The organism is Clostridium ragsdalei P11 (genome assembly GCF_001675165.1).
In the GTDB taxonomy this organism is placed as follows: domain Bacteria; phylum Bacillota; class Clostridia; order Clostridiales; family Clostridiaceae; genus Clostridium_B; species Clostridium_B ragsdalei.
In genome coordinates this window covers 1-24939 of the sequence record NZ_LROS01000014.1, presented here as the reverse complement: position 1 = coordinate 24939, position 24939 = coordinate 1, and the positions used below count along the sequence as shown (strand labels likewise).

Here is a 24939-nt window from a genome sequence, read left to right as displayed (position 1 = left end):
GAATAATTTTATTAATATATCTGATGATTATTAGAAAAAGTATTTGATTTAAACAAAATTCTGATTATTTATGATAAAATTACATTTAAGATATGCATTAATTATTAAATTGTTAATTTGTGGCAGCGCTATTTAATTAGGAGGATACAAAGAATGAAAAGTAGAATAATTGTAGCAGAAGATGAAACTATTACTAGAATGGATATTAGTGAAATGTTAATCTCTTCAGGATATGATGTAGTGGGAGAAGCTGCAGATGGTCTTGAAGCAGTTGATTTATGTAGAAGGAATAAAGCAGATTTGGTTCTTATGGATATAAATATGCCAAAACTAGATGGTATACGAGCAGCCCAATTAATAATAAATGAAAACTTATCAGAAGCTGTAGTAATGCTTACGGCATACAGCGGAAAAGAATTTATTGATAAGGTAAAGAAAATTGGTGCCATAGGTTATATTATAAAACCTATAGATGAAAGAACACTAATTCCTCAAATAGAAATTGCAATTGCAAAAGGTAAAGAAATAGAGAAAATTAAGCAAAAGGTTCATGAAGTTAAACAAGAAGTAGAAAATACAAAAATAATACACAGAGCTAAAGAAATATTGATGGAAAAATACAGTATAACAGAAGAAGATGCTTATAAGAAAATCAGAAAATTAAGTATGGATAAGCAGAGTTCTATATTAAGTACTTCAAAAAATTTACTTAATTATTATAGTAGATGTAACAAGAATGAAAAGTAATGGAGATGTTGATATGCTGAATGAATTGTGTAAGAAGAATACGGATTTGTCTAAAGAAGATATAGATAGCTTAAAAGACATGGAAAAGCATCTTAACAATATATCAGATTTAACTAAATCAGATATATTTATTGATTGTTTAATTAGAAACTCAGATACAGCCATTGTAGTTGCAGAAGCAAAGCCTTCCAACTATTCATCTTTATACAAAAATCCAGTAGTTGGGCAATTGGCTTTAAGAGAAAATGAACCTGCAGTATTGAGAACCCTTGAAACAGGTATGGGAACTACGGATTTGAAAGGTGTAACTCAAGAGAATATTGTGGTAAAACAAAGTACAGTTCCTATAAAGAATAATAGTGGAAAAATAATAGGAGTTCTTATAATGGAAAAGGATATAACTGAAGATGTGAGTAAAAATAGGAATATGGAAATTCTATCGGAAACTACAGAGCAGTTAACTGAAACTCTTATAAGTTTAAAAGATGAAAATACTGTGCCATATAACTTAATTAATGATGCTATTGTGGTATTTGATGAACAAGGTATTGCAACCTATGCAAATTATTATGCAGAGGAATTATACAAGAAACTTGGTTATAAAGATAAAATAGTAGGAATAAAATTTCATAATTTAGTTTTAAATGAAACTAAATTTGATGAAATTATAAAAGATAAAAAGCCTATAGAATCTGAAAGTAATATAAGTTGTTTTTCACTGCACATAAAGTATGCAGTTACTAAAAATTCACATAATAGTTATGGCGTTATTATGCTAATTAAAGATATAACGGATATAAAGCAAAAAGAGAAAGAGATTATTTTGAAGGCTGTAGCTATTAGAGAAATACATCATAGGGTCAAAAATAACCTTCAAACTATAGCAAGTATTTTAAGGCTTCAGTCTAGGAGAATAAAAGATGAAGAAGCAAAAATAGCATTTGAAGAAAGCATAAATAGAATATTAAGTATATCAGCTACTCATGAGGCACTGTCACAAAATGGAATTGATGATGTAGATATAAAGACCATCTTATCTAAAGTAAGAGACAATGCTGTTCAATGTAATAAAAATATTAATATAAAGCTTACAGGAGATAGTTTTCCTTTAAATTCCGATAAGGCTACCTCTATAGCCATTGTATTGAATGAACTTATTGAAAATTCTTTGAAGCATGCTTTTAAGGAACGCAGTACAGGAAATATCGAAATAACAATTAAAAAGGGAACTATTTATTCTAATATATATTTTATGGATAACGGCAGAGGTTTTGATGTTAATTTAGTTCAAAGTGAAAGATTGGGATTACATATTGTTAAAAGCATGGTAAAAGACAAGTTAAGTGGAGATATAAGCATAGAATCAAATGAAAATGGAACAAAGGTACTATTTTATTTCAAGAATTAGTCACAATTGAAAATTAAACTATTTAGCATATAGAAAGTTTCAAAATATCAAGTTGATAAAAAATATGCCTTTACATTGGTAAATTAATATGATAGACTGATATCAATTTAAAGATAAATGCAAAGGAGCATTTATTTTAGTACCATTACTTCATAAAGTTAAATATTAGTTTTTAAAGGCAGGGAAGCCTAAACATTGAAAAAATATGTTTAGGCTTTTTTTATTAATTAGTGCAAGAAGGTGTATAATGAAGAATCAAATTTTAAGTGTAGGAATAGATATTGGAACCACTACTACCCAGGTTATATTTAGCAAAATAACAATAGAAAATACAGCGTCGACTTTTATGATACCTAAAGTTAAAATTGCAGAAAAGGAAATAATTTATAAAAGCAAAATATATTTTACACCACTTGCAGATAGAGAAAGAATAAATTTACAGGAATTAAAAGAAATAGTAAAGCAAGAGTATATAACAGCAGATATGAATAAGAAGGACATATCTATGGGAGCAATAATAATAACTGGAGAAACTGCCAGAAAAGAAAATGCAGAGAAGGTATTAACTGCCCTTTCAGATTTTGCAGGAGATTTTGTAGTAGCAGCTGCTGGTCCAGATTTAGAATCTATGTTTGCAGGCTTTGGTGCTGGTACAGTTGAAATTTCTAAAAAATTAAGAGGATCAATAATTAATTTTGATATAGGAGGAGGCACTACTAATGCGGCAGTGTTCTCTGAAGGTGAAATATTAGACTTATTTGCACTAGATATAGGAGGCAAGCTTATAGAATTTGATGAAAAAGGCAGCATAACTTACATTTCAGATAAAGTTAAAAAATTTATTAATGGCTTGAATTTGAATTTATGTGTTGGAAGGATGCCTAAATTTTCGGATTTAAAGATGTTTACAGATGCTTTGGCAGAAATATTTGTTCAAATTAGTGAAAATAAATTAATGGATCAGGAAAGTGAAGAACTCTTTATAGGTCATAAACATAAAAGATTAGATGTAAAATGTGTAACTTTTTCTGGCGGAGTAGCTGAATACATATATTCAAATGAAGAAATAAGGAATTTTTCAGATGTTTTTCAATTTTATGATATTGGCTGTATTTTAGCAGATTCTATAAAGGCTGCTTTTAAAGTAAGCAGTATTAAAGTCTTACAGCCTAAAGAAAAAATAAGAGCAACAGTAATAGGGGCTGGAAGTCATTCGATAAGTATAAGTGGAAGCACTGTAATATTTGATAATGACATATTACCTATTAAAAATATTCCTATCATAAAATTAGATAGCAGCATTGATTTTGATGATATAGATAGTATTTCCAAGGATATTTGTAAAAAAAATAAATTATACGAAAATACAATTACAGCAATTGCTTTTGCAGGTCCTAGATCACCTACATATACTCAAATAAAAAATACAGCAGAAGCAATAGTTAAAAGTTTAAGGAATAGCAATAATCCTGTTATCGTAATTGTAGAGAATGATTTTGCGAAAGCGTTAGGACAAACTATTGAAAATATATTAAAGGATTCTAAAAATGTAATTTCTATAGATGGAATAAAAGTTGATAATGGTGATTACGTGGACATAGGAAAATCTATATCAAGCATAGTTCCAGTAGTTATAAAAACTTTAATTTTTTAAACCAAGGTCAATAAAGTTAAGCACTCAAATCAACATCAAAATTAAGAATGAGTCAATGTGCTTCAGAAAAGCAGGATATGTATAATAATAAATACAATGGAGTATTTAGATTAATTATTTCTACATATTTTAAAATTTAATATGTTATATTAAGGAAGCAATGGAGCTTAAACATTTTAAAATATTTAAATGTTTAGGCCTCTTTTCAGTTAAATTGAAATTTCATATTTCATGTAAAATAAAAATAGCAGGTGATTTAAATGATTTTAAAAACTAAACTTTTTGGGCAAACTTATGAATTTAAAAATATGAAGGAAGTATTGGCAAAAGCTAATGAAGAAAAATCGGGAGATGCTTTAGCTGGAATCATAGCAAAAAGTACAGCGGAGAGAGTTGCAGCAAAGGTTGTTTTGTCTGAAATAACTCTTGAGGAATTAAGGAATAATCCTGTAGTTCCTTATGAGGAGGATGAAGTAACAAGAGTAATACAAGATATGATTGATAAAGAAGCCTATAATAAAATCAAAGCTATGACAGTTGGCGAATTTAGAGAATTTATATTAAAATCAGAAGAAGCCGATATAAAAGAAATAAGAGATGGATTAACTTCTGAGATGATAGCAGGTGTAACTAAGCTTATGAGTAATATGGACTTAGTATATGCTTCTAAAAAAATAAGAAATATTGCTACTTGCAATACTACTATTGGTGAAAAGGGAACAGTCTCTTCAAGACTTCAGCCTAATCATGCAGCAGATAGTATAGATGGAATTATGGCTTCTGTAATGGAAGGGATAAGCTATGGTATAGGTGATGCTGTAATAGGTTTAAACCCTGTAGTAGATACCATAGATAATATATCAGAGATTTTGAAAAATTTTAAGCAGTTCATGATAAAATGGGATATACCTACACAAAATTGTGTACTTGCTCATATAACAACGCAAATGGAGGCTTTAAAGAAAGGAGTTCCTATGGATCTGATGTTCCAGAGTATAGCTGGTTCACAAAAATCCAATAAAGGCTTTGGAATAAGTGTGAAGCTTATGGATGAAGCTTATGAACTTATGAAGGAAAAAAAGAGCTCCAAAGGTCCTAATTTTATGTATTTTGAAACAGGCCAGGGTTCTGAGCTTTCTTCAGAAGGCCATAATGGAGCAGATCAGCTTACAATGGAAGCAAGATGTTATGGTCTTGCAAAAAAATATAATCCATTCCTTGTAAACTCTGTGGTGGGATTCATAGGACCAGAATATCTATATGATGGAAAACAAATTATAAGAGCAGGCTTAGAAGATCATTTTATGGGTAAGTTAACAGGACTTCCTATGGGTGTTGATGTATGTTATACAAACCATATGAAAGCAGATCAAAATGATTTGGAAAATTTAGCATTACTCCTTGCAGCAGCTGACTGTACTTATTTTATGGGTATACCTGGAGGAGATGACGTAATGCTTATGTATCAAACTACCAGCTATCATGATGTAGCTTCTATCAGGGACATTATGCGTAAAAATCCTATAAAAGAATTTGAAGAAAGAATGGAAGCTCTAGGAATAATGAAAAATGGAAGGCTCACAGAAATAGCTGGTGATCCATCTATATTTATGATTTAGGAGAGAGTATTATGGAGAAAAAATTTATAAATGATATATCCGCTGTAAATTATTCAGAAAGAGTTACCATAGACAATCCAAAGGATATTGAAATATGTACAAGACTTAAGAAAACTACCAATGCAAGAATTTGTGTAGGAAGGGTTGGAGATAGATTTAAAACAGAAACTCTTTTAAAGTTTAGAGCAGATCATGCAGTTGCTATGGATGCGGTTTGGTCTTATGTAGATGAAGCTATTGTAGATAGGTTGGGATTTTTTAAAGTTCAAACCCTAATAGAGGATAAGGAACAGTATATAAAGAGGCCGGATTTAGGAAGAATATTTTCAGTAGAAACTTTGGAAAGTATAAAAAATAATTGTAAAAATCATATAGATGTACAGATAATAGCAGCAGATGGTCTTAGTTCGAATGCAATAAATGCTAATCTGGAGGATATATATTCTATAATTCTAGATGGATTAAAAGCAAAAGGATATACTATTGGGACTCCCATATTTGTGAAATACGGCAGAGTTGCAGCTATGGATAAAATAAGTGAAGCTTTAAATGCTAAGGTTACTGTACTTTTGATAGGGGAAAGGCCAGGGCTTGCAACTGGAGAAAGTATGAGTTCATACATGGCCTATGAATCCAATTCTTTAAAGCCAGAATCTCAGAGAACAGTAGTTTCTAACATACACAAAAATGGTACGCCGCCAGTGGAGGCTGGAGCAGAAATAGTAGATTTGATAGGGATTATGCTGAGAGAAAAAAAGAGTGGGGTAGATTTAAAAATGTAGACAAGTTTTATCTCAACAATTTTTTATGCTAATGCTGCAGACACTTCTATTTTCACCTAAAAATATTTTACTTACACTTTACTTCTTTATAAATTTATCTGATGACTACCTGCTCTAATACTTCCATGTACTTTGTGAAAGCGACTATCACCAAATCAAAGATTTGGGATATCTGTTTTTCTCCAAGTGTATTGCGAACAGTTATGTCCCTGGATAACGCCTTCTAAGTGCTAAAGCACTAAGAATCCTGTTAATAAGCATTAGGTAGAGTCAAAACTTCATCTAATGCTTAGAAATCTGTTTATGCTGCTATATAAAAATTTGTTCAAACATTTTTTTGATATACACTCCTATATATGCATAAGCCATAACAGTGCTTTACTAAATCTTTTAGGAATTTCAGTAAAATGGCCGCCATTATTCCATTCCAGTGTTATGTTTTCTGTAGACACAAGCTGTTTTGACAATATAAAAAAGGTCTTTTGAGTACAATCTCCAACTTTGGCCATACGATGATTTCGGCTGCGTTCTTCACTCTTGCCAAGAGAGAGGTATACTTTTGCAGCAGTATTTATAGGAGAATTAGAACTCATGAATTCAATCCACCCATCATACCATAATGAACCAGATAAGCTTCCTACTTTTCCGAATGTTCCAAACAGGTAAAGGCTGTATAAAGTTGCAAGTCCACCTAAGGAATAGCCAATTAGTACAGTGTTTTCAGGTTGAGTTTTTGTCTTATAATGTGTGTCTATGAAGGGCTTAATAACCTTAGTAAGGCTCTTTAGATATTTATATGCATCTCCGCTAAAGTCTTCTCTGTTTTTTGTTAAAGCTGGTGCAGGCCATGGAGAAAAATCATTATTCCAATTTTTTGATTCAATACTTACAAGTATAAAAGCACTGCAGTCTACATAAAAATGAGATTCTATAGAATCTATTATTTCTTCAATATTGTTATCTCCATTCATATATACAACAGGATAATTAATATCAAGTATGTTGTAGTTAGGTGGAAGGTATAGTGAACAATGATGATCATTGATATTTAAATTCTGTATAGTTCCTTTCATATCCTCACTCCTAGAATATTTAAATTTATAATTATTAATTTACAGCAAATTATGGAGAAGTACAAATTGTTTTTTACTTTATTACATAATTTGTATGTTATGTAGAGTTACAAAACTTTTTATAATTAATTCTCACATATTATATAATAAAAGGTGTTTATAGAAAGGAAGGTACTTATGATTAAAATTGCAGTTTGTGATGACGAAGTATTTCAAAGGATAGATATTGTAAAGAAAATTAGAAATGTTTTAGAAAATAATTATGATAATATTTGTTATGAAATAGAAGAGTATAGCAGCGGAGAAAACTTGATTTCTTCTGTATACTATTTTGATATTGTGTTCTTAGATATAAAGATGGACAAGCTTTCTGGAATAGATATAGCTAAAAAAATAAGAAAAAACAATAATACTACCAAGATTATTTTTATAACGGCTTTTAGAGAATATGTTTTTGAAGCCTTTGATGTATGTGCATTTCATTATCTTATAAAGCCTGTAGATGAGAAAAAAATATTAGAAGTTGTAGATAGAATTTTAAAGATGTTTGATGATGAAAAAAATAATGAAAAGTGCATTATAATTAATAAGGGAAAAAATACTACAATAAAGGTACTTTTAGATGATATAAGTTTTTTTGAGGTACAAAATAGAATTATAAGTATACATACTGAAAAACAAATTATACAGTATTATGATAAGATAGCAAATGTGGAAAAGCAGGTCCCTAAAGAAAGTTTCTTTAGGTGTCATAGGAGTTACATAGTAAACTTTAAATATGTAATGAAATTTAATAAGACTGAAATAGTGCTTGATAATAATACAAAAATAATATTAGCAAAAGGTAAATATGATGAATTTTCTAGAGCCTTTTTAAGATACATAAAGAAAGGCAGAGTATAGAATATGCTTGTTTTTAGTGTAATAAAAAATCTATTGTTTTTTGATTCATGTATACTGAATTTCTTTATTCCATATATATTACTCGAAAAATTTTTAAGATTTAAAGTAAAATCTCAGTATGTAATTATATTAATGTTAATAACATGTAATATACCTTTTCTAATTGTAAGTAAGTTTAACATTGAAAGTGTATATCAATGGATACCAACAGCCATATGGATTTTTATGTTTTCTTTAATATTTTGTAAAGGTACATACTTAAAAAAAATCATAATAACTATAGCATATGTTTGTTTTAATGAACTTATTCAGTATGTCACAATTCCTGTGACTTATATGACAGATTATTACATTATTATAGCAAACTCATTTTATAAAGCAGAACAAGTGAGAGCAATAATTAATTATATATTTTTAATTATTTTACAATTGTTGTATCTCTTAATACTCAATTTTATAGTGAAAAATCATTATTTTGATTATAAATTTAAGAATTTTAAGTATACCATATTTTTTGTTGTCCCTAATGTATTCATAGTATCATTAATATGTGAATATTTTAAACTCTATTATAAAAATAATATGAGAAATTATTTACTAGGTAATATCAAAATGTTGGGGTTTGCGTTCACTGGATTAATTTGTGCCGTGTTTACAGTAATAACTTTAGCTAAAATTGCACAAGAAACTATTATAAGAGAAAGGGAATTACTCTTAAAACAGCAATTTAGTATACAAACTCAGCATTACAAAGATTTACAAGTACAAATTAAAAATACAAGAACATTTAGACATGATATAAATAATCATTTGATTTGTATCAAAAATTTATTACTCCAGGGTGACATAAAAAGTACAGAGAACTATTTGAAAAAAATAACCAGGTCATTAGAAAAAATTAGTTTAAGGGTAAGCACAGGAAATTCATTTGCAGATGCCGTTATAAGTGAGAAATATAATATAAGTATAGATAAAGGTATAGATTTTAAGTGTGATGCCAAGATACCTAATAAAATAAAAATCGATCCTTTTGATTTATGCATAGTACTTGGTAATGCGCTGGATAATGCAATAGAAGCTTGTGAAAAAATCACAGATAATAGCATAAAAAAGTATATATATATAACGAGTACTATTAATAAATCATTTATAGTGTTTGAAATAAAAAATAGTATGAAAGGCTATATAAAAGAGAAGCATATTTCTACTGATAAAGGTGATTACGTAAACCATGGAATAGGTATGATGAGTATACAAAGTATTGCGGACAAGTATCTTGGAACTACATATATTGAAAGCAGAGAAAATATGTTTATATTAAATATTATGTTTCAAATTTGATATATATTCACTACAAATAAAAGTATGTTCACAACAATATATATTATTTTAAGTAAATACTTTCCGAAAATTTATATATAATTTTATTTGACAAAATGGAGGTATATACATGAAAATAAATATTATATCAAATACAATGATTAATAATATGAAACATAAAGCAAGTACTAGCATTGGCAAGTCAAGTTCTCTAGATAAAGAAAAATTACAGCTGCAGCAGCAAATGAAAAAAATTGAGGAAAGTGATGTTTCTGAAGAAACAAAAGATGAGTCAATTAAGGAAATTCAAAAACGTTTGTTAGAAGAAAAGTCTAATAAGTTGGATAAAAAATCAGAAACTAAAGAAGATACTAAACAAGAAACGGAAGAAGAAGCTTATGACAAATCTCAGGGTATAAATAAAGAAGTTATGATGGGTCTTATGTCAGCTTCGTTTCATGAAAGAAATGGAAGAGTTGCATATTCTGAATATAAAAAGGCTAAAGCAAAAGGAAATATGGGACAAGCTGAAATAGCATTAAATTATACTTCGTCTGAGATAAAAAAAACATCACAAAGTGCAAAGTTAATTCAAAAAGGAATTGGAGAATATAAAAAGCAATTGGATAAAATCAAGAAAAAAGATAATCCGGTAAAATCTACAGAGAATAAGCCTAATGCAGATGATAGAACGGTTGAAGTACATAATAAAATTGATTCAAAAGAGCAAAATAATGATAACAATACTGTTCAAGTTAAAGGTAAAGTTAATGTAAAAAAGCATAAAAATGTGAAGTAGATTTTTGTGGCAAATGACCGTATTGGAGAAGTCTAATATTCCCTGTTTTATGTAGCAGGAGGTAAATGGTTGACTTGCACTATAGAGATTAGCTATAAAAAGTTAATAGCGTGATATTTAAAAATAATATATATTTAAAACACTTATGTAATAGTACTACAAATATGCTATAATTTTTATGTACTTAGTCAAAACTGTAATTAACTCCATAGTTATTATATATGTAATAACTATGGAGTTAATATTACGAATATTATTTCTGAAAAGATACAGTAAATGATATGTGTATTTTATGTAAGGTAGAATTTACCATGGAAAAAGTAAGTGATCTGTTAAACAATAGTTTTAACTTAGAAAGAAAATTAAAGCAGCAGGTAAATACTAAGTATGATTTTAGTGAAATAATAAATAAACAAAGTTTAACTAGTAGTTTAGACGATAAACATAATTCTACAAGTGTTGTTTGCGATGAATTTGGAACAATGATAACTAGAATAATACCACCTAAATTATGGGAGAAAATGATTGCTAATGTAGAAAAAAAGAAGTATGTTGACAATGTTATAAAAGATTTTTTTGCACAGCAGCATGCTCTTAATAGTTTTCTGACAGCTCAAGGTGATATTCAAACTCCAGCTACTATAACTTTTAATGAAGATGGATCATGGGTTGAAACCTGCGGCTCTGTACCATTACCTAAGAAACTAGCTGAAATTGAAAAGGCTAGAGAATTAAAACGAAAGAAAAAATAAGAACATGATGATGAAGAGCAGTGTCAAATAGAAAATATTATGAACAATTAGAACTTGAAAGTAAAATTAAGTATAATTTTCAAGTAAATAAAGCTAGTAATATAAGTGATACTGATGATTTACTAAATTACTTTTCTTAATGAATCCATTAAAAAAATGAATATTTTAATTGAACACCACATTATTCAAGCTGAATTTTGTGGTGCTTTTGTTTAGTTTTGAAAATATTTGTGATTACTTTTACCGATATCAATAATATACATTTTATATGCAACATTTTGTAAAGAAGAGGCAACAGTTTTTGCTTCCTTAGAGGTTTGATTTTGATGCTTATAGGTATATGTAAATTAGGTTTGTTATTTTATGAATTATAACCATAATTTAGAGGAAATCTAGTTTTTTTGTAGAAATATATATAATAATCAAATTAGTGATATATTTGGGATGGTAAATACGATGTAGGTAATGTTTATGATAGAAATGAAAATATATGAAAAGGAGTAGTAACATTATGGAAAGAATATTGACAAATTTACAAATTGAATGGCTAACAAACATAAAAATGCTGTCAGAGTATGAAGATGAAAGTTTTTCAAAAGAGGATATGTCCGAAAAATTTGCTTCTTTTGTTGAGAATGAATATCCAGGTGAGGAAATTGCTATTGTTTATGAGCTTCAAGTTCTAAAGGAAAAAGGTTTTTTAGTCTTAGAGGAAAAAATATTTGATACTTATGCGACTGTTAGTCATGTCGATATAACAAAAAAAGGACTAGATTATTTAACAATGCTAAAGGAAGATTTTGCAGAAAGACTTGCCTTAAATGAAAAAGTGTTGGCTATAATAGAAGGAAAAAATAGAAAAAATAGAACGCCATCAGATAAGGATATTTTGGACTATATTGAACAAATTTCGACTATCATAAGTAATGTTTCTGGTTTAATTCCATCTGTAGGTAATTTTTGTCAAGGCGCAATACCATTTACTAAAAGCTTAATAAAATTTACACTTACGAAAACAGATAAAATGGAATAGTAATCTAGTGAAAAAGATTTTGATTTCATCGATTGTTAAGCATAAAACTAGTAAAATATGTGATTTAGTTAATGAAGATTTTTCTAGATTTATGACATCATCTATAAGGAATGTAGATAGTATCTATTGTTAAAAATTATAAGCAGTATAATTATAAAAAGATAGCAAAGATCTTGTGCCAAGGCTTTGCTATCCTTTTCTTATGCCAATAATTCAAACTGAGTAAATCAAAGAAAACTTAAGATGAAATTAAGACCATATTAAATCCACCTTAAACTCATACATATACAATTTAACTGAAGTCAAATACAGGAGGAAATCTTAATGAATATAATGGAAGTTAGAGATGTAAAAAAAGTGTATGGTTCAAAACACGGTGGAAGCAAATCAAATGCACTAAATGGGGTGAGCTTTTCTGTTCAAAAGGGTGAATTTCTTGGAATTATGGGACCTTCAGGAGCAGGTAAATCCACATTATTAAATGTAATATCAACCATTGATACTCCAACATCAGGTACAATTGAACTTAATGGAAAAAGCTTTTTAAATCTTAATGAAGATGAATTATCAATGTTTAGAAGAAAACAGCTTGGATTTATTTTTCAAGACTACAATCTTCTTGATACTTTAACCTTAAAAGAAAATATTATTTTGCCACTTTCTTTATCTAAGGTAGATGTGGCATCTATGGAAGAGAAATTAAAAAAGATCAGCCGCATTTTGAATATTGAAGATATACTAGGAAAATATCCTTATGAAGTTTCAGGAGGTCAAAAGCAAAGGGCTGCAGCTGCAAGAGCTATAATAACTGATCCAGAAATAGTTTTTGCAGATGAGCCTACAGGAGCATTGGATTCAAAATCTTCAACAGAACTTTTAAATAATCTTTCTTTATTAAATAGGGATAATGGAGCAACAATTGTTATGGTAACTCATGATGCATTTGCAGCAAGCTATTGTGAAAGAATTATATTTATAAAGGATGGAATACTTGATACTGAGATTGAGAAAACAGGCAGTAGAAAAGATTTCTATAATAAAATACTAAGCACTCTTGCTAAAGTAGGGGGTGCTGAAAGTGACACTATTTAAACTTGGAATAAACAATGTAAAACACAATTTTAAAAATTATGTTTCTTATTTTATAAGTACGGTAACTTCAGTTTTTATCCTCATGATATTTTATTCCATATACTATAATCACGAAATACAATTATTTAGCTCAAACAAGGTTAAGGTTGGTGCTATTTTTAAAGCTGCAGCTTTTGTAGTTATAATATTTTCAGCCATTTTCATAGGCTATGCTAACAGCTTTTTTATAAAAAATAAAAAGAAAGAAGTTGCTATATATTCACTGCTTGGTATGAAGAAGAAAGAAATAGGTACACTGATGTTTTTCGAAAATATCTTCCTAGGGATATTAGCCTTAATTGTTGGTGTACCCTTAGGAGCATTTACCTCCAGGTTCTTCTTAAAAATACTTAATGTATGCATGAAATCAAACAAGCCTATAGAATATACCTTTGATATTAGATCTATAGTAATGACGATTTTTGTTTTTATGATTATATTTTTGTTAAACTCCATAAAAGCCTATGGAATAATATATAAGTTTAGGCTTATAGAGCTTATACATGCGGCTAAGGAAGGAGAGAAGAAACCTAAATTTTCTAAAGTTTTAGCATTATTATCATTAATAATGGTTATTGGTGGATATATTGGTGTATTAAAAATGAATTTGGAGTCTGGTGGAACCCAGATGTTGTACAAAGGTCTCCTTATAATGCTGCTTGTTGTTGCAGGAACTTATATATTGTTTAATAATTTAATAATTTATATCTTTAAGCTGTTTGAGAAAAATAAAAAAGCTTATTATAAAGGAGAAAATTTAATAGGAGTATCTCAAATAATCTATAGAATTAAAGGAAATTCTAATCTTCTGGCAACCATAGCTGTTGTATCTGCTGTTGCCATCACAGCATTATGTTTTACTTTCAGTCTTAATTTGACACTTAATAAAGTTGCACCAAGTGGATGTCCATTTTCAATAATGTATCAAAGTGGCAGCGATAAACTAAATAAAAAAGTTGAAGCTGTTATTAATAATCATAAAGAGATTAAAACAACTTATAAGACAGATATTGTAATGATAAATGGAAGTGGGCTTACACAAAAATATAAGGGTCCCTTTGAGAAAGATTTAAAGGCTCCTTTTGATATGTTTATAATGTCTGCATCTGAATACAAGGATATTGTAAATAATTCAGGTTTTAATGATGGTACAGATATTGTCGATAGAGCTAAGAATATTAAAATTAATAAAGAAAATCAATGTTTTTTTATTGAAGTAAGTAATTCAGCTGAAGCAAGAGGGAGACTTGCAGGTGATGAGCTTAATGCAACTATTGGAGGAAAAGCTTATAAACTTGATATCTCCGACTCAAGTAAGAAATGTGTTTTAGGAGTTAAATTTCAAAAAACAACTATAGTAGTACCAGATACATTTTTTAATAAGCTTTTAAATGATAATGGAAATAATACAACTGTTATAAGAGCATATAATTTTGATAATGCATTAAAAAGTGGAAGTGTTGTTACAAGGATTTCCAAAGTGATGCCAAAGGACAGAATTTTTTCTTCTTACTATGATATGTATACCGAGGTTCATACTTTGTATGAAAGCTATGTGTTTATAGGTGCATTCCTAGGTATTCTCTTTGTGGTTTCCACTGGAAGTATAATGTATTATAAACAGTTAACAGAAGCTTATGAAGATAAGAATAGGTATTCTGTACTTTCAAAAATAGGTTTAACCAAAAAAGAAACTTTAAGAATTATATCAAAACAATTGGGATTTATTTTTTTAATGCCGCTTCTATTTGGTATTCTTCATAGTATATTTCCACTTGCGGCCTATATGAAATATCTCTGTGGTTTTTCAATATCACAGATGGAGTGGATGGGTATGACAATGGGAGTATATGTAGTAATTTATTTATGTTTTTATCTTCTTTCTATTAAATCTTATATGAAAATCATAACAAAAAATACTGTATACTAATATTATTGAGTTCAATAATAAAAGGGGTGTTTTTGGGTGGATTTAATAAGTAATGCAGATAAAAAAATATTACTTATAGATGATGAAGAAGATATAACAGATTTAATAGAAGATATTCTATTAAAAGAAGGCTTTAAGAATATTAGAAAAGCTCACTGTGGATTAGATGGTATAAAAATATGTGAGAGTGAAAGGCCTGATATAGTAGTGCTTGATATAATGCTTCCAGACATCGATGGAATAGAGGTGTGTAAAAGGATAAGACAATTTTCTTACTGTCCAGTTTTATTTTTATCTGCAAAAAATAGTGATGTTGATAAAATTGTTGGACTGAGTATGGGAGGAGATGACTACATTACCAAACCGTTTAGCCCAAGGGAAATTGCCTTTCGTATTAAGGCACAGCTTAGAAGACAGCAGTATGATGGTATAAAGGAAACTAGCAGTAGAGAAAATGAGAATATAAACATTAGTAATATCACTATTGATAAGCTTCACAGTCAGGTATACAAGGATGGTGCAGAAGTAAAACTTACAGCAAAGGAATATAAGCTTCTTTTATATCTGGCAGAAAACTCAAATAAAATAGTCAATAAGGAAAGATTGTGTGAGGTAGTATGGGGAGAAGATTATTTTGGATATGATAATACAATCTCCGTTCATATAAGACATTTAAGAGAAAAACTTGAGAAAAATCCTTCTAAACCGGAAATTATAGTTACTGTAATAGGACTTGGATACAAACTTGTAAAGAGGAATGAATAGATGAAAAAATCAGGATACAAGGTAATATTTAATTTATATTTTAAATTTTTTATTGCTTTTCTAATTTTAATTTCAATTTTTTTAGGGATAGGGCTTTATCTATTAAATGTTAATATAAGCAGTGAGAATAGTTATGCTAACTGGAGTAGTTGGCCTGCATATTTTACATCCCATTTTTACAAAGAAATTAGTTTTGACAAAGGCAAACCAAAGCTCACAGATTCAGCAGTAGGTGAATTAAAAAAGTACAAGCTTTCTTTTCAAATTGTTGATAAAAATGGAGATGTGACTTTAGAATATAATGAACCTAAAAGTGCTGCAAAACATTATTCTCCAATAGATATTGTTCAGTTATATAAAAATGGAGATAGTGCAGGAAAACATACTATATTTGTTGGAAGTGTTAATAACAGCGGAGAAAAGTGGACGTACATTATAGGTTTTCCTGTGAAAATATCAAAAATAACCTTATACATGAATTATAACAAAGTTTTAAAGATTAAGTTTGTTATATTGGCATTATTTATATTACTTATACTTATTGCTGCAGTTTACGGCATATGGATGAATCGTACATTGTTAAATATAACCTCGGGCATAAGAAGACTTGCTTCAAATAATTATATTCCTATGAAGGAAAAAGGAACGTATAAGGATATAAAATACAGCCTTAATCTTTTAGATAGTAAACTTAAAGCCAGCGAAGATGAGAGGAAAAAGAATCAGACTTTAAGGGAGGAATGGATAGCTAATATTTCTCATGATTTAAAAACTCCACTATCTCCAATAAAAGGTTATGCAGAAATATTGAATGATCCTAAGTATGATGTTACATCTCAAGATGCAAAAAAGTATGGAAAAACAATACTTAGAAATGCAGAAAATTTAGAGAGTATAGTTGAAAATTTGAATTTTACCTATCAATTGAAAAATGGAATGCTTCCTATAAATCGTGAAAGTGAAAATCTAGTACGTCTGTTAAAGGAAGTAATTATAAGTATATTGAATAATCCTAAATATGAAAAAAGAAACATTATTTTTAACTGTGTAGAAGATATTATAGATTTTAATTTTGACAATACACTTTTTAAGAGAGCTTTTACTAATTTGATTTATAATTCAGTAATTCACAATAGTCCAGATACGGAAATAAGAGTTTCTATAAAAAAGGAAGATAAAATATATATAAATATTGATGATAATGGAAAGGGTATGTCAGAGGAAGAGGTGAAAAAGCTTTTTGAAAGATATTATAGGGGGACTAGTAGTTCCGTAAGTGTTAAAGGTTCAGGCCTTGGAATGGCAATTGCAAAGCAAATAATAGAAGCACACGGTGGGAAAATTAATGTAAAAAGTAAGTTGAATGTTGGTACAAGCATAGAGATAGAGTTTCTAAAGGAGAATTAAGTTAAAAAAAACAGCTCTACACCATGAAGTGATGAACTGCTTATGTATTAAAATCTATTTAGTTAATCAAAGAATATCTATTGCTCCATAGCCGTCAATTTGCACGATTTCTCCAAGATGTATAGGCACAGGAGCTTTATAAAACGGTGCATAAGTTACAAGAGTATGATATTCGCCGTTTTCGCCACAAACATCAGCTCCGGTTTGTCTTATTTTATCCACAAGTTCAGTCGTGAGTTCTCTGCCTAAGAATTCATCATCAAGATACTTATGGTCAACAACTTTAATAACAGCAGTAATGCCAGATTCAATTTCTTCTTTAACTAACGTTTCTCTGGAAGTTCCCCAAAGTGGAGTAATGCATTCAAGTTCTGCGGCATTACAAACGTTCTTATTCCATTCCAAATGCTCCGCTATATCTATATCACCAAAGACGCACACCTCAGCACCAAGGGTTTTAGCTTGTAGCAAAGCATTTGTAAAAGCCTCAACATATTTCTGTCTTCCAGTAGAACTGGCTTTTATAATCGGTAAACCGATTGAGTCGGCACTTTTCTCCGCTATATTTTGTGATATGCCGTGGAACCACGATCTACCATCCCTTTCATTTATCGCAGTGATAAGACAGATAGGCTCGTGTCCCGCTTCAATCATTTTATACATGGCAAGAGCAGAATCTTTTCCAAAACTATAAGACATTGCAAATTTCAAATCTTTCACCTTCTCTTCAATTATTAATTATATAGGCTTTTAATGAATTTTTGAATACCTTAAGGTTTTTTCTATTAGATAAAGTTATATTCCAAAGTTCCTTTTGGTCTTAACAAACCTTTCAAATATTTTTTTAGAATTTCAACATAATTATTATAGCACTTTACAACATAACTTTGTACAAGTATTTTTCAAGTATGGAAATGTACATTAAATATTGAAGTTTTAACTAATTATCAATAGTAGCTATATAACTTATTGAATATTTTTCATAATAATTAAATTATACATACTATGAAATGAGCAAAAAGATTTTTGAAAGTACAATGATTATAATAATGTCACTTGCAGAGGTAGCAAGATTTAAAGAAGCAACTTTTTTGACAACTAAAAATATTATACATATTCAATAATATGGTATTATCTTATATAAGACTATTTCTATATTTAAAATAGGTAGTATGAGTTTGTTAAATATTGCAAGTGGAATAATGGATTCTAATATGTAGTAAAAAGCTTAGGAATGTGCTAAGATATTTAAATAATAATCGTTGCAAATAGTGATTCTTTTTTGATTTAATATGTAAAAATATGCTGTATTTTTATTGTAGAAGTATTTAAAAAAAGGACTTTTAATTGCTCAGCAAAAAATTAATTATTTCATTTGGAGGTAGAGATGAGAGTTATTAGTGTCTCCAGCCTGAAGGGGGATGAAATCCTTGGAAGGCAAATTTATGATGAATTTGGTAGAGTTTTGCTTAACGTTGGAGTAAGATTAAAACCTTATTATATTAAAAGAATTAAAGAAATTGGAATTAATTGTGTATATATTGATGATGATATATCGAAAAATGTGATTATTGAGGAAAGCGTTTCTCAAAAGACAAGGCAAATGAGTAAACATGCTGTTAGGGAAATGATTGGAACATATTGTCGAGAAGGAAAAACTGATAATAGTAGTATTATGAATTCAGTAAACTCAGTGATTGAGGATGTAGTATCGAATAAAGAGGTTTTGATAAATGTTGCAGAAATAAGTGCAAGTGATAACAATATATATTCCCATTCGGTAAATGTTTGCGTATTAGCTACAATAATAGGAACTCATATGGGATACAGTGTAATGAAGCTTAAAGACATAGCTACAGGTGCTCTGCTTCATGATATAGGTAAGATAAAAATTATGAATGATAGGAAACTTTTAGATAATTTTAAGACTAAGGAAGAATTAGACAAATACATTACATTAATGCATCCAAAGGTCGGCTATGATTTTTTAGGATCGCAGTATATTTGGAATGCATCAGTGAAGGTAGTTGCATTAATGCATCATGAAAGAAGTGATGGCAGTGGATACCCTTTAAAATTACAAGGCGATGAAATAAACAAAATTGCAAAGATGGTGTCCATATGTGACGTATTTGATAATATGATATCAGGTAGAAATGGTTTGCAAAGTAAAAGTGTCAATGAGGTCATTGAATATCTTGTTGGTATGAGTAATACTTATTTTGATGCAGAAATGGTAAGAAAGTTCACTATGAATATAGCTGCTTTCCCCACAGGAAGTGGAGTTATTTTAAGTTCAAATGAAAAGGGCTTAGTAGTAAAGCAAAACAATTCAATGCCAATGAGACCTGTGGTAAAAGTTATATATGATAAAGCTGGAAATTTACTTTTAGAACCTTATGAAATTGATTTATTAAAAGAATTAACTCTTTTTATTACAAAAACCTGTGAGCTTTAAATTTAGGGGGGATTTTATGAAAGGTGAAGGCAATTACCCAAATGGTAGCCATTCCAATGGTTTTCTGAAATTAATTCATAATACTTTTCAGAAATTTTTAGATGTAAATAGTGATAATTATCAGATTGAGTTAAAAAAGTCATTAGAGGAAATAGGCTTATTTTTTGATTTGGATAGAATTTTTATCTATTACTTTTCTAAAGATCCTACTTTTATGCAAATAGAAAGTCAATGGAATAAGAAAGGTATAAAACCAAAAAGAGAGATTGAGGAGGAAGAGGTAGTTTATGCTTTTCCGTGGCTGATTCGCCAGATTAAGAATAAGGATTTTGTTGTAGTGAATAATGTGGAAGAATTTCCTGATGAAGCAGTATTTGAAAAAGAGGCTTTTTTAGAGGAAGGAATCAAAACTTCTCTTATAGTTTCATTAAAAAACGAAAATAAGTTAATTGGATTTATAGGTTATGAAAGTTTGTCAAAGCCTATGACGTGGAAAGAGGATCAAATTGAAATATTAATAGACATTTCAAAGGCTTTTTCACATACGAGAGCAAGAATTGTAAAGGAAAAAACATATAAAAAAACTCTTAGAGGGCAGGCAATTTTACTTAATAATTCTGAATCACAAATATGGGCATTAAGTAATGTTACTTTTTACGCAGCTGTTAATGAAGCCCATGCAAGGTTTTTTGGAAAGAAGAAAAGTGATTTAGAATATCAGGATTTATACGATATATTTGATATAGATACTGCAAATAAACTTTCTGCAAGTAATTGGGAGTTATTTCAAAAAAGTGAGCCGGCACAAAAAGAGATTGAGATTAAAAACTTCAAAGGTGAAAATAGACTGCTTCAAATTAAAAGTAAGCCCCAGAAGGATAAGACAGGTAATATCAAGTATCTTATTTGTACTGCTGAGGATATCACAGAGCAGAGATTAGCAGAAAGAGAGTTATACAAGGCAAAAGAACAAGCCGAAGCAGCAAATATTGCAAAGAGTCAATTTCTTGCAAATATGTCTCATGAAATAAGAACTCCAATGAATGGAATATTTGGATTCCTCGATTTGCTTCAATCAACTAATTTGTCTTTAGAACAAAAAGACTTTATACGTGAAGCAAAATCTGCTTCAAAGGTATTATTGTATATTATTAATGATATATTGGATCTTTCAAAGATTGAAGCTAAAAAACTAACCATGGAAAAGATTAGATTTAATTTAAGGAATACTATTGAAGATGCGGTTTCATTACTTGTCCCTAAGGCAATAGAAAAAGGACTTGAACTTTATACCATGATTAGAGCAGGTGTTCCTGAAGAGGTTGTTGGTGATCCATCAAGGCTTAGACAGATATTAAATAATCTTATAAGTAATGCAGTAAAATTTACTGATAAGGGTGAAATTTCTGTTACAGTTGATTGTTTAAAGGAAGAAAATGAAACAGCTGTACTTAACTTTGAAGTAAAAGATACTGGAATCGGAATTCGTAAGGATCATATTGATAAGATATTTAAATCTTTTAGTCAAGCAGATACTTCTACAACTAGAAAGTATGGAGGAACAGGGCTGGGGCTTGCCATATCTAGTGAACTGGTAAAAATGATGGGCGGTGAAATTCACGTTGAAAGTATACTTGGAGAAGGGTCTATATTTAAGTTTGATGTGAGATTGAAGATTGTAAAAAGGGCCTCAGAGCAGAAATTTGCGTTTGAAAAGCTTGATGGTATGAATATTTTAATTGTTAATGATGATGTGAATAACAGGAAAATTATTAATTCATATCTTCAAGAAACTGGTCTTAAAGTGTTTGAAGTTGAAGACGGAAGTAGTGCCATTACCACAATTCTTTCAAATGCAAATACAAAAAACAAAATAAATATTGCTATCATAGATTGTCAAATGAATGATATGAGTGGTTATGAACTTGCTAATACGTTAAAAACAATACCTTTTTCAAAGGATATTAAATTAATACTTCTAACTAATATAACTCAAAAGGGAGATGCTGAGGCTGCGAAAGAATATGGTTTTTCATCATATTTGAGTAAACCTGTCAGAAGAGATGACTTACTTGCTTGTATTGCTATAGCACTGGGCCTTAAAAAAGAAGATGGAGAAGGACATCAGGTTATAACGAAACATGTAGTTAAAGAAGTTCAAAATGCATTAGAACCAAGAATTTTATTGGTTGAAGATAATAAAATGAATCGTAAAATTGTTATAACTATGCTTAAATCACATGATATGACTTGTGATGTGGCGGTGAATGGTAGTGAAGCATTAAAAGCAATGTTACAAAAAGATTATGATGTTGTTTTTATGGACTGTCAGATGCCGGTAATGGATGGGTATGAGTGTACATCTAAGATAAGGATGTTAGAAGGAGACAAAAAGCATACTACAATTATAGCAATGACTGCTAATGCCATGGATGGTGACTCAGAAAAGTGTATTAAAGCTGGAATGGACGATTATATTAGTAAGCCTATTAATTTTGATAAGATGTTTGAGATGATAGAAGCTAATACTAAAAAGAGGGAGAGTGTAGATAATTATAATAAAATAATAGACGATAATATTGACTGCTTTGTAAAAACTACAGGACTTGGAAAAGATGATGCAAAAGAAATACTTGAAGAATATATAAGATGTTTACCTGATTTATTGTCAGGTATCAGCAAGGCTATTGATGGTAATGATTTTGATAAATTGGCTTGGACAACTCACGAGTTAAAGGGTTCTTCTGGAACCCTAGGAATACTTTCTATTCATGAATTAGCAATAAAATTAGAGCAGGCAGCTTTAAAACATGAAATAGATGAATGTGCTAGATTTTTTGCTAAAATAAAAGATTTGCTTCATTAAAGAGGGTCTTTAAAAATTAGGAATATAAAGGAGTTTTTAATATGAAAAAGGTATTAATAGTTGATAATTCATCGTATATGAGGATGTTCGTAAAAAAGATTATTGAAAAGGGAGGTTTCCAAAGTATATTTGGCGCATCAAATAAACAGGAAGCAGTAGAGCTGTTCAAGCTTGAAAAACCAGATATTGTGCTTTTAGATTTGAATATGTCTGAGGTTAGGATGGATGGTGTTGAAGTCCTAACTGATATAATGAAAATTGACCCTAATGCAGTTGTACTTATTATGTCAGCAGTAGGTCATGAAGAAGTGAAAGATGAATGTATAAAACTAGGAGCTAGTGGCTATATTAGGAAGCCTTTTCATACTGAAACTTTATTGAAGACATTAGAAGAATATAAATAAATTTAATGAATACATAGTGACCGTATTGGATAAATGATATGCGCCAAGGGGATAGAACTCTTTTTATTTTTAACAAATTAAAAGCTTCATGAATACACTAAAATGGGGGCATTGGCATAACAAGTTACTAGACTCCTTTTGTCCTAAGTATTTAAAAATACAATAGGAGGAATGATTTATGAAGGTAATGAATGGGATAGACGTATATGAAGGAGATAATATTTCAGACTGGAATGTTATTAAAAATACAGATGGTATTTCTGTAGTAATTCAAAAAGCAACACAAGGTCTATCGCATGTAGATAGTCTATTAAATTATAGATATCCAAGAATTAAACAGGCAGGACTTAAACTGGGATTTTATCATTACGCAAATGGCAATGATCCGACAGCGGAAGCAAAGCATTTTCTAAAAACTATCTCAGGATTAGAAAGTGATACTGTTCTGTGGCTGGATATAGAGGGAGAGGAAAATTGGAGCAGGAGCAATGCTATTAATTTTGCAAATGCGTTTATTAAATATGTACAGTCACAAGGCCGCAAGATAGGAGTATATTCCGGATACGCATTTTATAAAGATTATCTGCAGGGTAATATTCCAGATGTTCCACTTTGGATTGCAAGTTATGGTAGGCAGCCTTCCCTATATCCAGATAATGCTTCATGGCAGTATTCAGAAACTGGGAAATTAAATGGAGCTGTGGGATATGTGGATTTAGACTATTTTATAGAGGATATATTTACTGGAAATGTATCGCCTGCTAAGCCTAATACTCTTGTGCAGCAGATAAAAGCTCTTCAGTATAACCTGAATTTAGATTATAGTGCAAAATTAGCTGTAGATGGGATTGCAGGACCTGCCACTACTGCGGCACTAAAGGGAATACAAAATATCATTGTTAAAGGTCATAAATCTCATGTAGTGCTGTGGATACAGCAGAAACTTGAACAATATGGCTATTTAAAGAAAAATTCCTATACTCCTATGGTTTATGATGAAGCTACTTTTCAAGCTATAACTAATCTCCAGAATAATTGGAGAAAAGCTACAGATGGTATTTTAGGTCCAGACACATGGAGTATATTTTTGAATAACTAGGCTAAGTAAGCTGTAAAATGAGGTGCACCCCAAATGTTTTATACGTATATAACATTTGGAGTGCACTTTATTACATGTATTTGTTTAAATACCTGTATATAGTAGGCTCGGAAACAAGGAGAGCCTTGGCTACTTTAACTACAGCACCTTTCAAATTGAAAGCTCCTTTATCGTATAAATGTTTTACTACACAAATTTTTTCATTAGCAGACATGCGTTCTGGAAGAATATTTATTTCAGATATAGCTTCATTAATCATGGTACATAAGAGATCATCCACATTATCATAAAATTGTTCTTGTGTTTTTATGTTTTTACTTTCACTCACGTCTGCATTTGATACAAAACTTAATTTGTCCATTAAATCCTTAACTTTATTATAAGGTTCAATATCTATATTTACACAAAGTAATCCTATTATCTTGTTATCATCATTTTTAATAAAATAACTTGAAGATTTGAAAGTTTTAAAATTACCAGCTGCCTTGTAGTTAGCTACGTAATTTTTATTTGTATAAGTTTTATTCTGAAGTATATTGAGAACTAAGTTAGTAAGGGGACTACCTATATTTCTTCCTGTCAAATGACCATTTTTTATAAAAATTATAGAATTGTTAGGAGTAGTTATATCTTGGATTACTACCTCGCAGTTATCTCCTAGAATTTCAGAAATAAATTTAGCTACAGGTATGTATTCTTTTAATAATTGTCTGTTATTCAAATTTCTCACCCCAATTATTATTTAACTTATAACAATAAAGATAATAAATAAAAATAACAATATACCAC

General features: G+C 29.6%; 21 protein-coding genes. 18 read left to right on the top strand and 3 right to left on the bottom strand.

The features are described from left to right. Positions 1-153 precede the first annotated feature (153 nt). From CLRAG_RS07805 to eutC, 5 genes are all read left to right on the top strand, one after another. On the top strand, positions 154-747 hold the full coding sequence (locus CLRAG_RS07805; RefSeq protein ID WP_065077902.1) for an ANTAR domain-containing response regulator: 594 nt from the start codon (positions 154-156) through the stop codon (positions 745-747). Further along, complete coding sequence (locus CLRAG_RS07800) at positions 737-2155, top strand: histidine kinase N-terminal domain-containing protein (RefSeq protein WP_338030856.1); 1419 nt, start codon at positions 737-739, stop codon at positions 2153-2155. Before CLRAG_RS07805 ends, CLRAG_RS07800 begins: the two co-directional genes overlap by 11 nt. Before the next feature lie 247 nt (positions 2156-2402). Continuing rightward, complete coding sequence (locus tag CLRAG_RS07795; protein WP_065077901.1) at positions 2403-3809, top strand: ethanolamine ammonia-lyase reactivating factor EutA; 1407 nt, start codon at positions 2403-2405, stop codon at positions 3807-3809. Between the two features lie 260 nt (positions 3810-4069). After that, positions 4070-5428, top strand: a complete 1359-nt coding sequence (locus CLRAG_RS07790) for an ethanolamine ammonia-lyase subunit EutB (RefSeq protein ID WP_065077900.1) — start codon at positions 4070-4072, stop codon at positions 5426-5428. A gap of 11 nt (positions 5429-5439) precedes the next feature. Then, positions 5440-6210, top strand: a complete 771-nt coding sequence (gene eutC / locus CLRAG_RS07785) for an ethanolamine ammonia-lyase subunit EutC (RefSeq protein WP_065077899.1) — start codon at positions 5440-5442, stop codon at positions 6208-6210. A 350-nt stretch (positions 6211-6560) separates the two neighbouring features. Here the strand turns inward: eutC and CLRAG_RS07780 are convergent, their stop codons facing one another. Beyond that, the gene (locus tag CLRAG_RS07780) at positions 6561-7283 is read right to left on the bottom strand and encodes an alpha/beta hydrolase (protein ID WP_065077898.1); all 723 of its coding nucleotides are present in this window, start codon (positions 7281-7283) and stop codon (positions 6561-6563) included. Between the two features lie 177 nt (positions 7284-7460). On the opposite strand from CLRAG_RS07780, the gene CLRAG_RS07775 reads away from it, so the two are divergent. From CLRAG_RS07775 to CLRAG_RS07735, 9 genes are all read left to right on the top strand, one after another. Next, positions 7461-8186, top strand: coding sequence for a LytR/AlgR family response regulator transcription factor (locus CLRAG_RS07775; protein WP_065077897.1), 726 nt, complete (start codon positions 7461-7463; stop codon positions 8184-8186). A gap of 612 nt (positions 8187-8798) precedes the next feature. Beyond that, a complete protein-coding gene (locus tag CLRAG_RS20855) occupies positions 8799-9527 on the top strand; it encodes a sensor histidine kinase (protein ID WP_167351560.1) in 729 nt (242 codons plus the stop codon). Between the two features lie 109 nt (positions 9528-9636). After that, positions 9637-10305 carry a hypothetical protein gene (locus tag CLRAG_RS07765; protein ID WP_065077895.1) on the top strand — a complete coding sequence of 223 codons (669 nt, stop codon included), beginning with the start codon at positions 9637-9639 and terminating at the stop codon, positions 10303-10305. A gap of 311 nt (positions 10306-10616) precedes the next feature. After that, entirely contained in the window at positions 10617-11057 is a 441-nt protein-coding gene (locus CLRAG_RS07760) for a hypothetical protein (protein ID WP_065077894.1), read from the top strand. Between the two features lie 511 nt (positions 11058-11568). After that, positions 11569-12090, top strand: a complete 522-nt coding sequence (locus tag CLRAG_RS07755; protein ID WP_065077893.1) for a hypothetical protein — start codon at positions 11569-11571, stop codon at positions 12088-12090. Between the two features lie 324 nt (positions 12091-12414). Beyond that, a complete protein-coding gene (locus tag CLRAG_RS07750; RefSeq protein WP_065077892.1) occupies positions 12415-13182 on the top strand; it encodes an ABC transporter ATP-binding protein in 768 nt (255 codons plus the stop codon). Next, positions 13169-15151, top strand: a complete 1983-nt coding sequence (locus CLRAG_RS07745; RefSeq protein WP_065077891.1) for an FtsX-like permease family protein — start codon at positions 13169-13171, stop codon at positions 15149-15151. Before CLRAG_RS07750 ends, CLRAG_RS07745 begins: the two co-directional genes overlap by 14 nt. A 36-nt stretch (positions 15152-15187) precedes the next feature. Then, on the top strand, positions 15188-15916 hold the full coding sequence (locus tag CLRAG_RS07740; RefSeq protein ID WP_065077890.1) for a response regulator transcription factor: 729 nt from the start codon (positions 15188-15190) through the stop codon (positions 15914-15916). Further along, positions 15917-17323, top strand: a complete 1407-nt coding sequence (locus tag CLRAG_RS07735; RefSeq protein ID WP_065077889.1) for a sensor histidine kinase — start codon at positions 15917-15919, stop codon at positions 17321-17323. A 66-nt stretch (positions 17324-17389) separates the two neighbouring features. Here CLRAG_RS07735 and CLRAG_RS07730 read toward each other — a convergent pair whose 3' ends face one another. Continuing rightward, on the bottom strand, positions 17390-18034 hold the full coding sequence (locus tag CLRAG_RS07730; protein WP_083985602.1) for a Dph6-related ATP pyrophosphatase: 645 nt from the start codon (positions 18032-18034) through the stop codon (positions 17390-17392). Between the two features lie 676 nt (positions 18035-18710). Between CLRAG_RS07730 and CLRAG_RS07725 the strand changes: the two genes are divergently transcribed. From CLRAG_RS07725 to CLRAG_RS07710, 4 genes are all read left to right on the top strand, one after another. Continuing rightward, positions 18711-19781, top strand: coding sequence for an HD-GYP domain-containing protein (locus CLRAG_RS07725; protein WP_065077888.1), 1071 nt, complete (start codon positions 18711-18713; stop codon positions 19779-19781). A 16-nt stretch (positions 19782-19797) separates the two neighbouring features. Next, positions 19798-22647: a response regulator gene (locus CLRAG_RS07720; protein ID WP_065077887.1), complete on the top strand. Its 2850-nt coding sequence runs from the start codon at positions 19798-19800 to the stop codon at positions 22645-22647. A gap of 41 nt (positions 22648-22688) precedes the next feature. Continuing rightward, positions 22689-23051, top strand: coding sequence for a response regulator (locus CLRAG_RS07715; protein WP_065077886.1), 363 nt, complete (start codon positions 22689-22691; stop codon positions 23049-23051). Between the two features lie 178 nt (positions 23052-23229). Beyond that, positions 23230-24150, top strand: coding sequence for a GH25 family lysozyme (locus CLRAG_RS07710; protein WP_065077885.1), 921 nt, complete (start codon positions 23230-23232; stop codon positions 24148-24150). 70 nt (positions 24151-24220) lie between these two features. Here the strand turns inward: CLRAG_RS07710 and CLRAG_RS07705 are convergent, their stop codons facing one another. Continuing rightward, on the bottom strand, positions 24221-24880 hold the full coding sequence (locus CLRAG_RS07705; RefSeq protein WP_242872108.1) for a helix-turn-helix transcriptional regulator: 660 nt from the start codon (positions 24878-24880) through the stop codon (positions 24221-24223). Positions 24881-24939: the final 59 nt, after the last annotated feature.

Excerpts from the sequence above, each read along its gene's own strand:
- CLRAG_RS07805 (WP_065077902.1), top strand. The coding sequence starts at position 154 with ATGAAAAGTAGAATAATTGTAGCAGAAGATGAAACTATTACTAGAATG.
- CLRAG_RS07800 (WP_338030856.1), top strand. The coding sequence starts at position 737 with ATGAAAAGTAATGGAGATGTTGATATGCTGAATGAATTGTGTAAGAAG.
- CLRAG_RS07795 (WP_065077901.1), top strand. The coding sequence starts at position 2,403 with ATGAAGAATCAAATTTTAAGTGTAGGAATAGATATTGGAACCACTACT.
- CLRAG_RS07790 (WP_065077900.1), top strand. The coding sequence starts at position 4,070 with ATGATTTTAAAAACTAAACTTTTTGGGCAAACTTATGAATTTAAAAAT.
- eutC (WP_065077899.1), top strand. The coding sequence starts at position 5,440 with ATGGAGAAAAAATTTATAAATGATATATCCGCTGTAAATTATTCAGAA.
- CLRAG_RS07780 (WP_065077898.1), bottom strand. The coding sequence starts at position 7,283 with ATGAAAGGAACTATACAGAATTTAAATATCAATGATCATCATTGTTCA.
- CLRAG_RS07775 (WP_065077897.1), top strand. The coding sequence starts at position 7,461 with ATGATTAAAATTGCAGTTTGTGATGACGAAGTATTTCAAAGGATAGAT.
- CLRAG_RS20855 (WP_167351560.1), top strand. The coding sequence starts at position 8,799 with ATGTTGGGGTTTGCGTTCACTGGATTAATTTGTGCCGTGTTTACAGTA.
- CLRAG_RS07765 (WP_065077895.1), top strand. The coding sequence starts at position 9,637 with ATGAAAATAAATATTATATCAAATACAATGATTAATAATATGAAACAT.
- CLRAG_RS07760 (WP_065077894.1), top strand. The coding sequence starts at position 10,617 with ATGGAAAAAGTAAGTGATCTGTTAAACAATAGTTTTAACTTAGAAAGA.
- CLRAG_RS07755 (WP_065077893.1), top strand. The coding sequence starts at position 11,569 with ATGGAAAGAATATTGACAAATTTACAAATTGAATGGCTAACAAACATA.
- CLRAG_RS07750 (WP_065077892.1), top strand. The coding sequence starts at position 12,415 with ATGAATATAATGGAAGTTAGAGATGTAAAAAAAGTGTATGGTTCAAAA.
- CLRAG_RS07735 (WP_065077889.1), top strand. The coding sequence starts at position 15,917 with ATGAAAAAATCAGGATACAAGGTAATATTTAATTTATATTTTAAATTT.
- CLRAG_RS07725 (WP_065077888.1), top strand. The coding sequence starts at position 18,711 with ATGAGAGTTATTAGTGTCTCCAGCCTGAAGGGGGATGAAATCCTTGGA.
- CLRAG_RS07720 (WP_065077887.1), top strand. The coding sequence starts at position 19,798 with ATGAAAGGTGAAGGCAATTACCCAAATGGTAGCCATTCCAATGGTTTT.
- CLRAG_RS07715 (WP_065077886.1), top strand. The coding sequence starts at position 22,689 with ATGAAAAAGGTATTAATAGTTGATAATTCATCGTATATGAGGATGTTC.
- CLRAG_RS07710 (WP_065077885.1), top strand. The coding sequence starts at position 23,230 with ATGAAGGTAATGAATGGGATAGACGTATATGAAGGAGATAATATTTCA.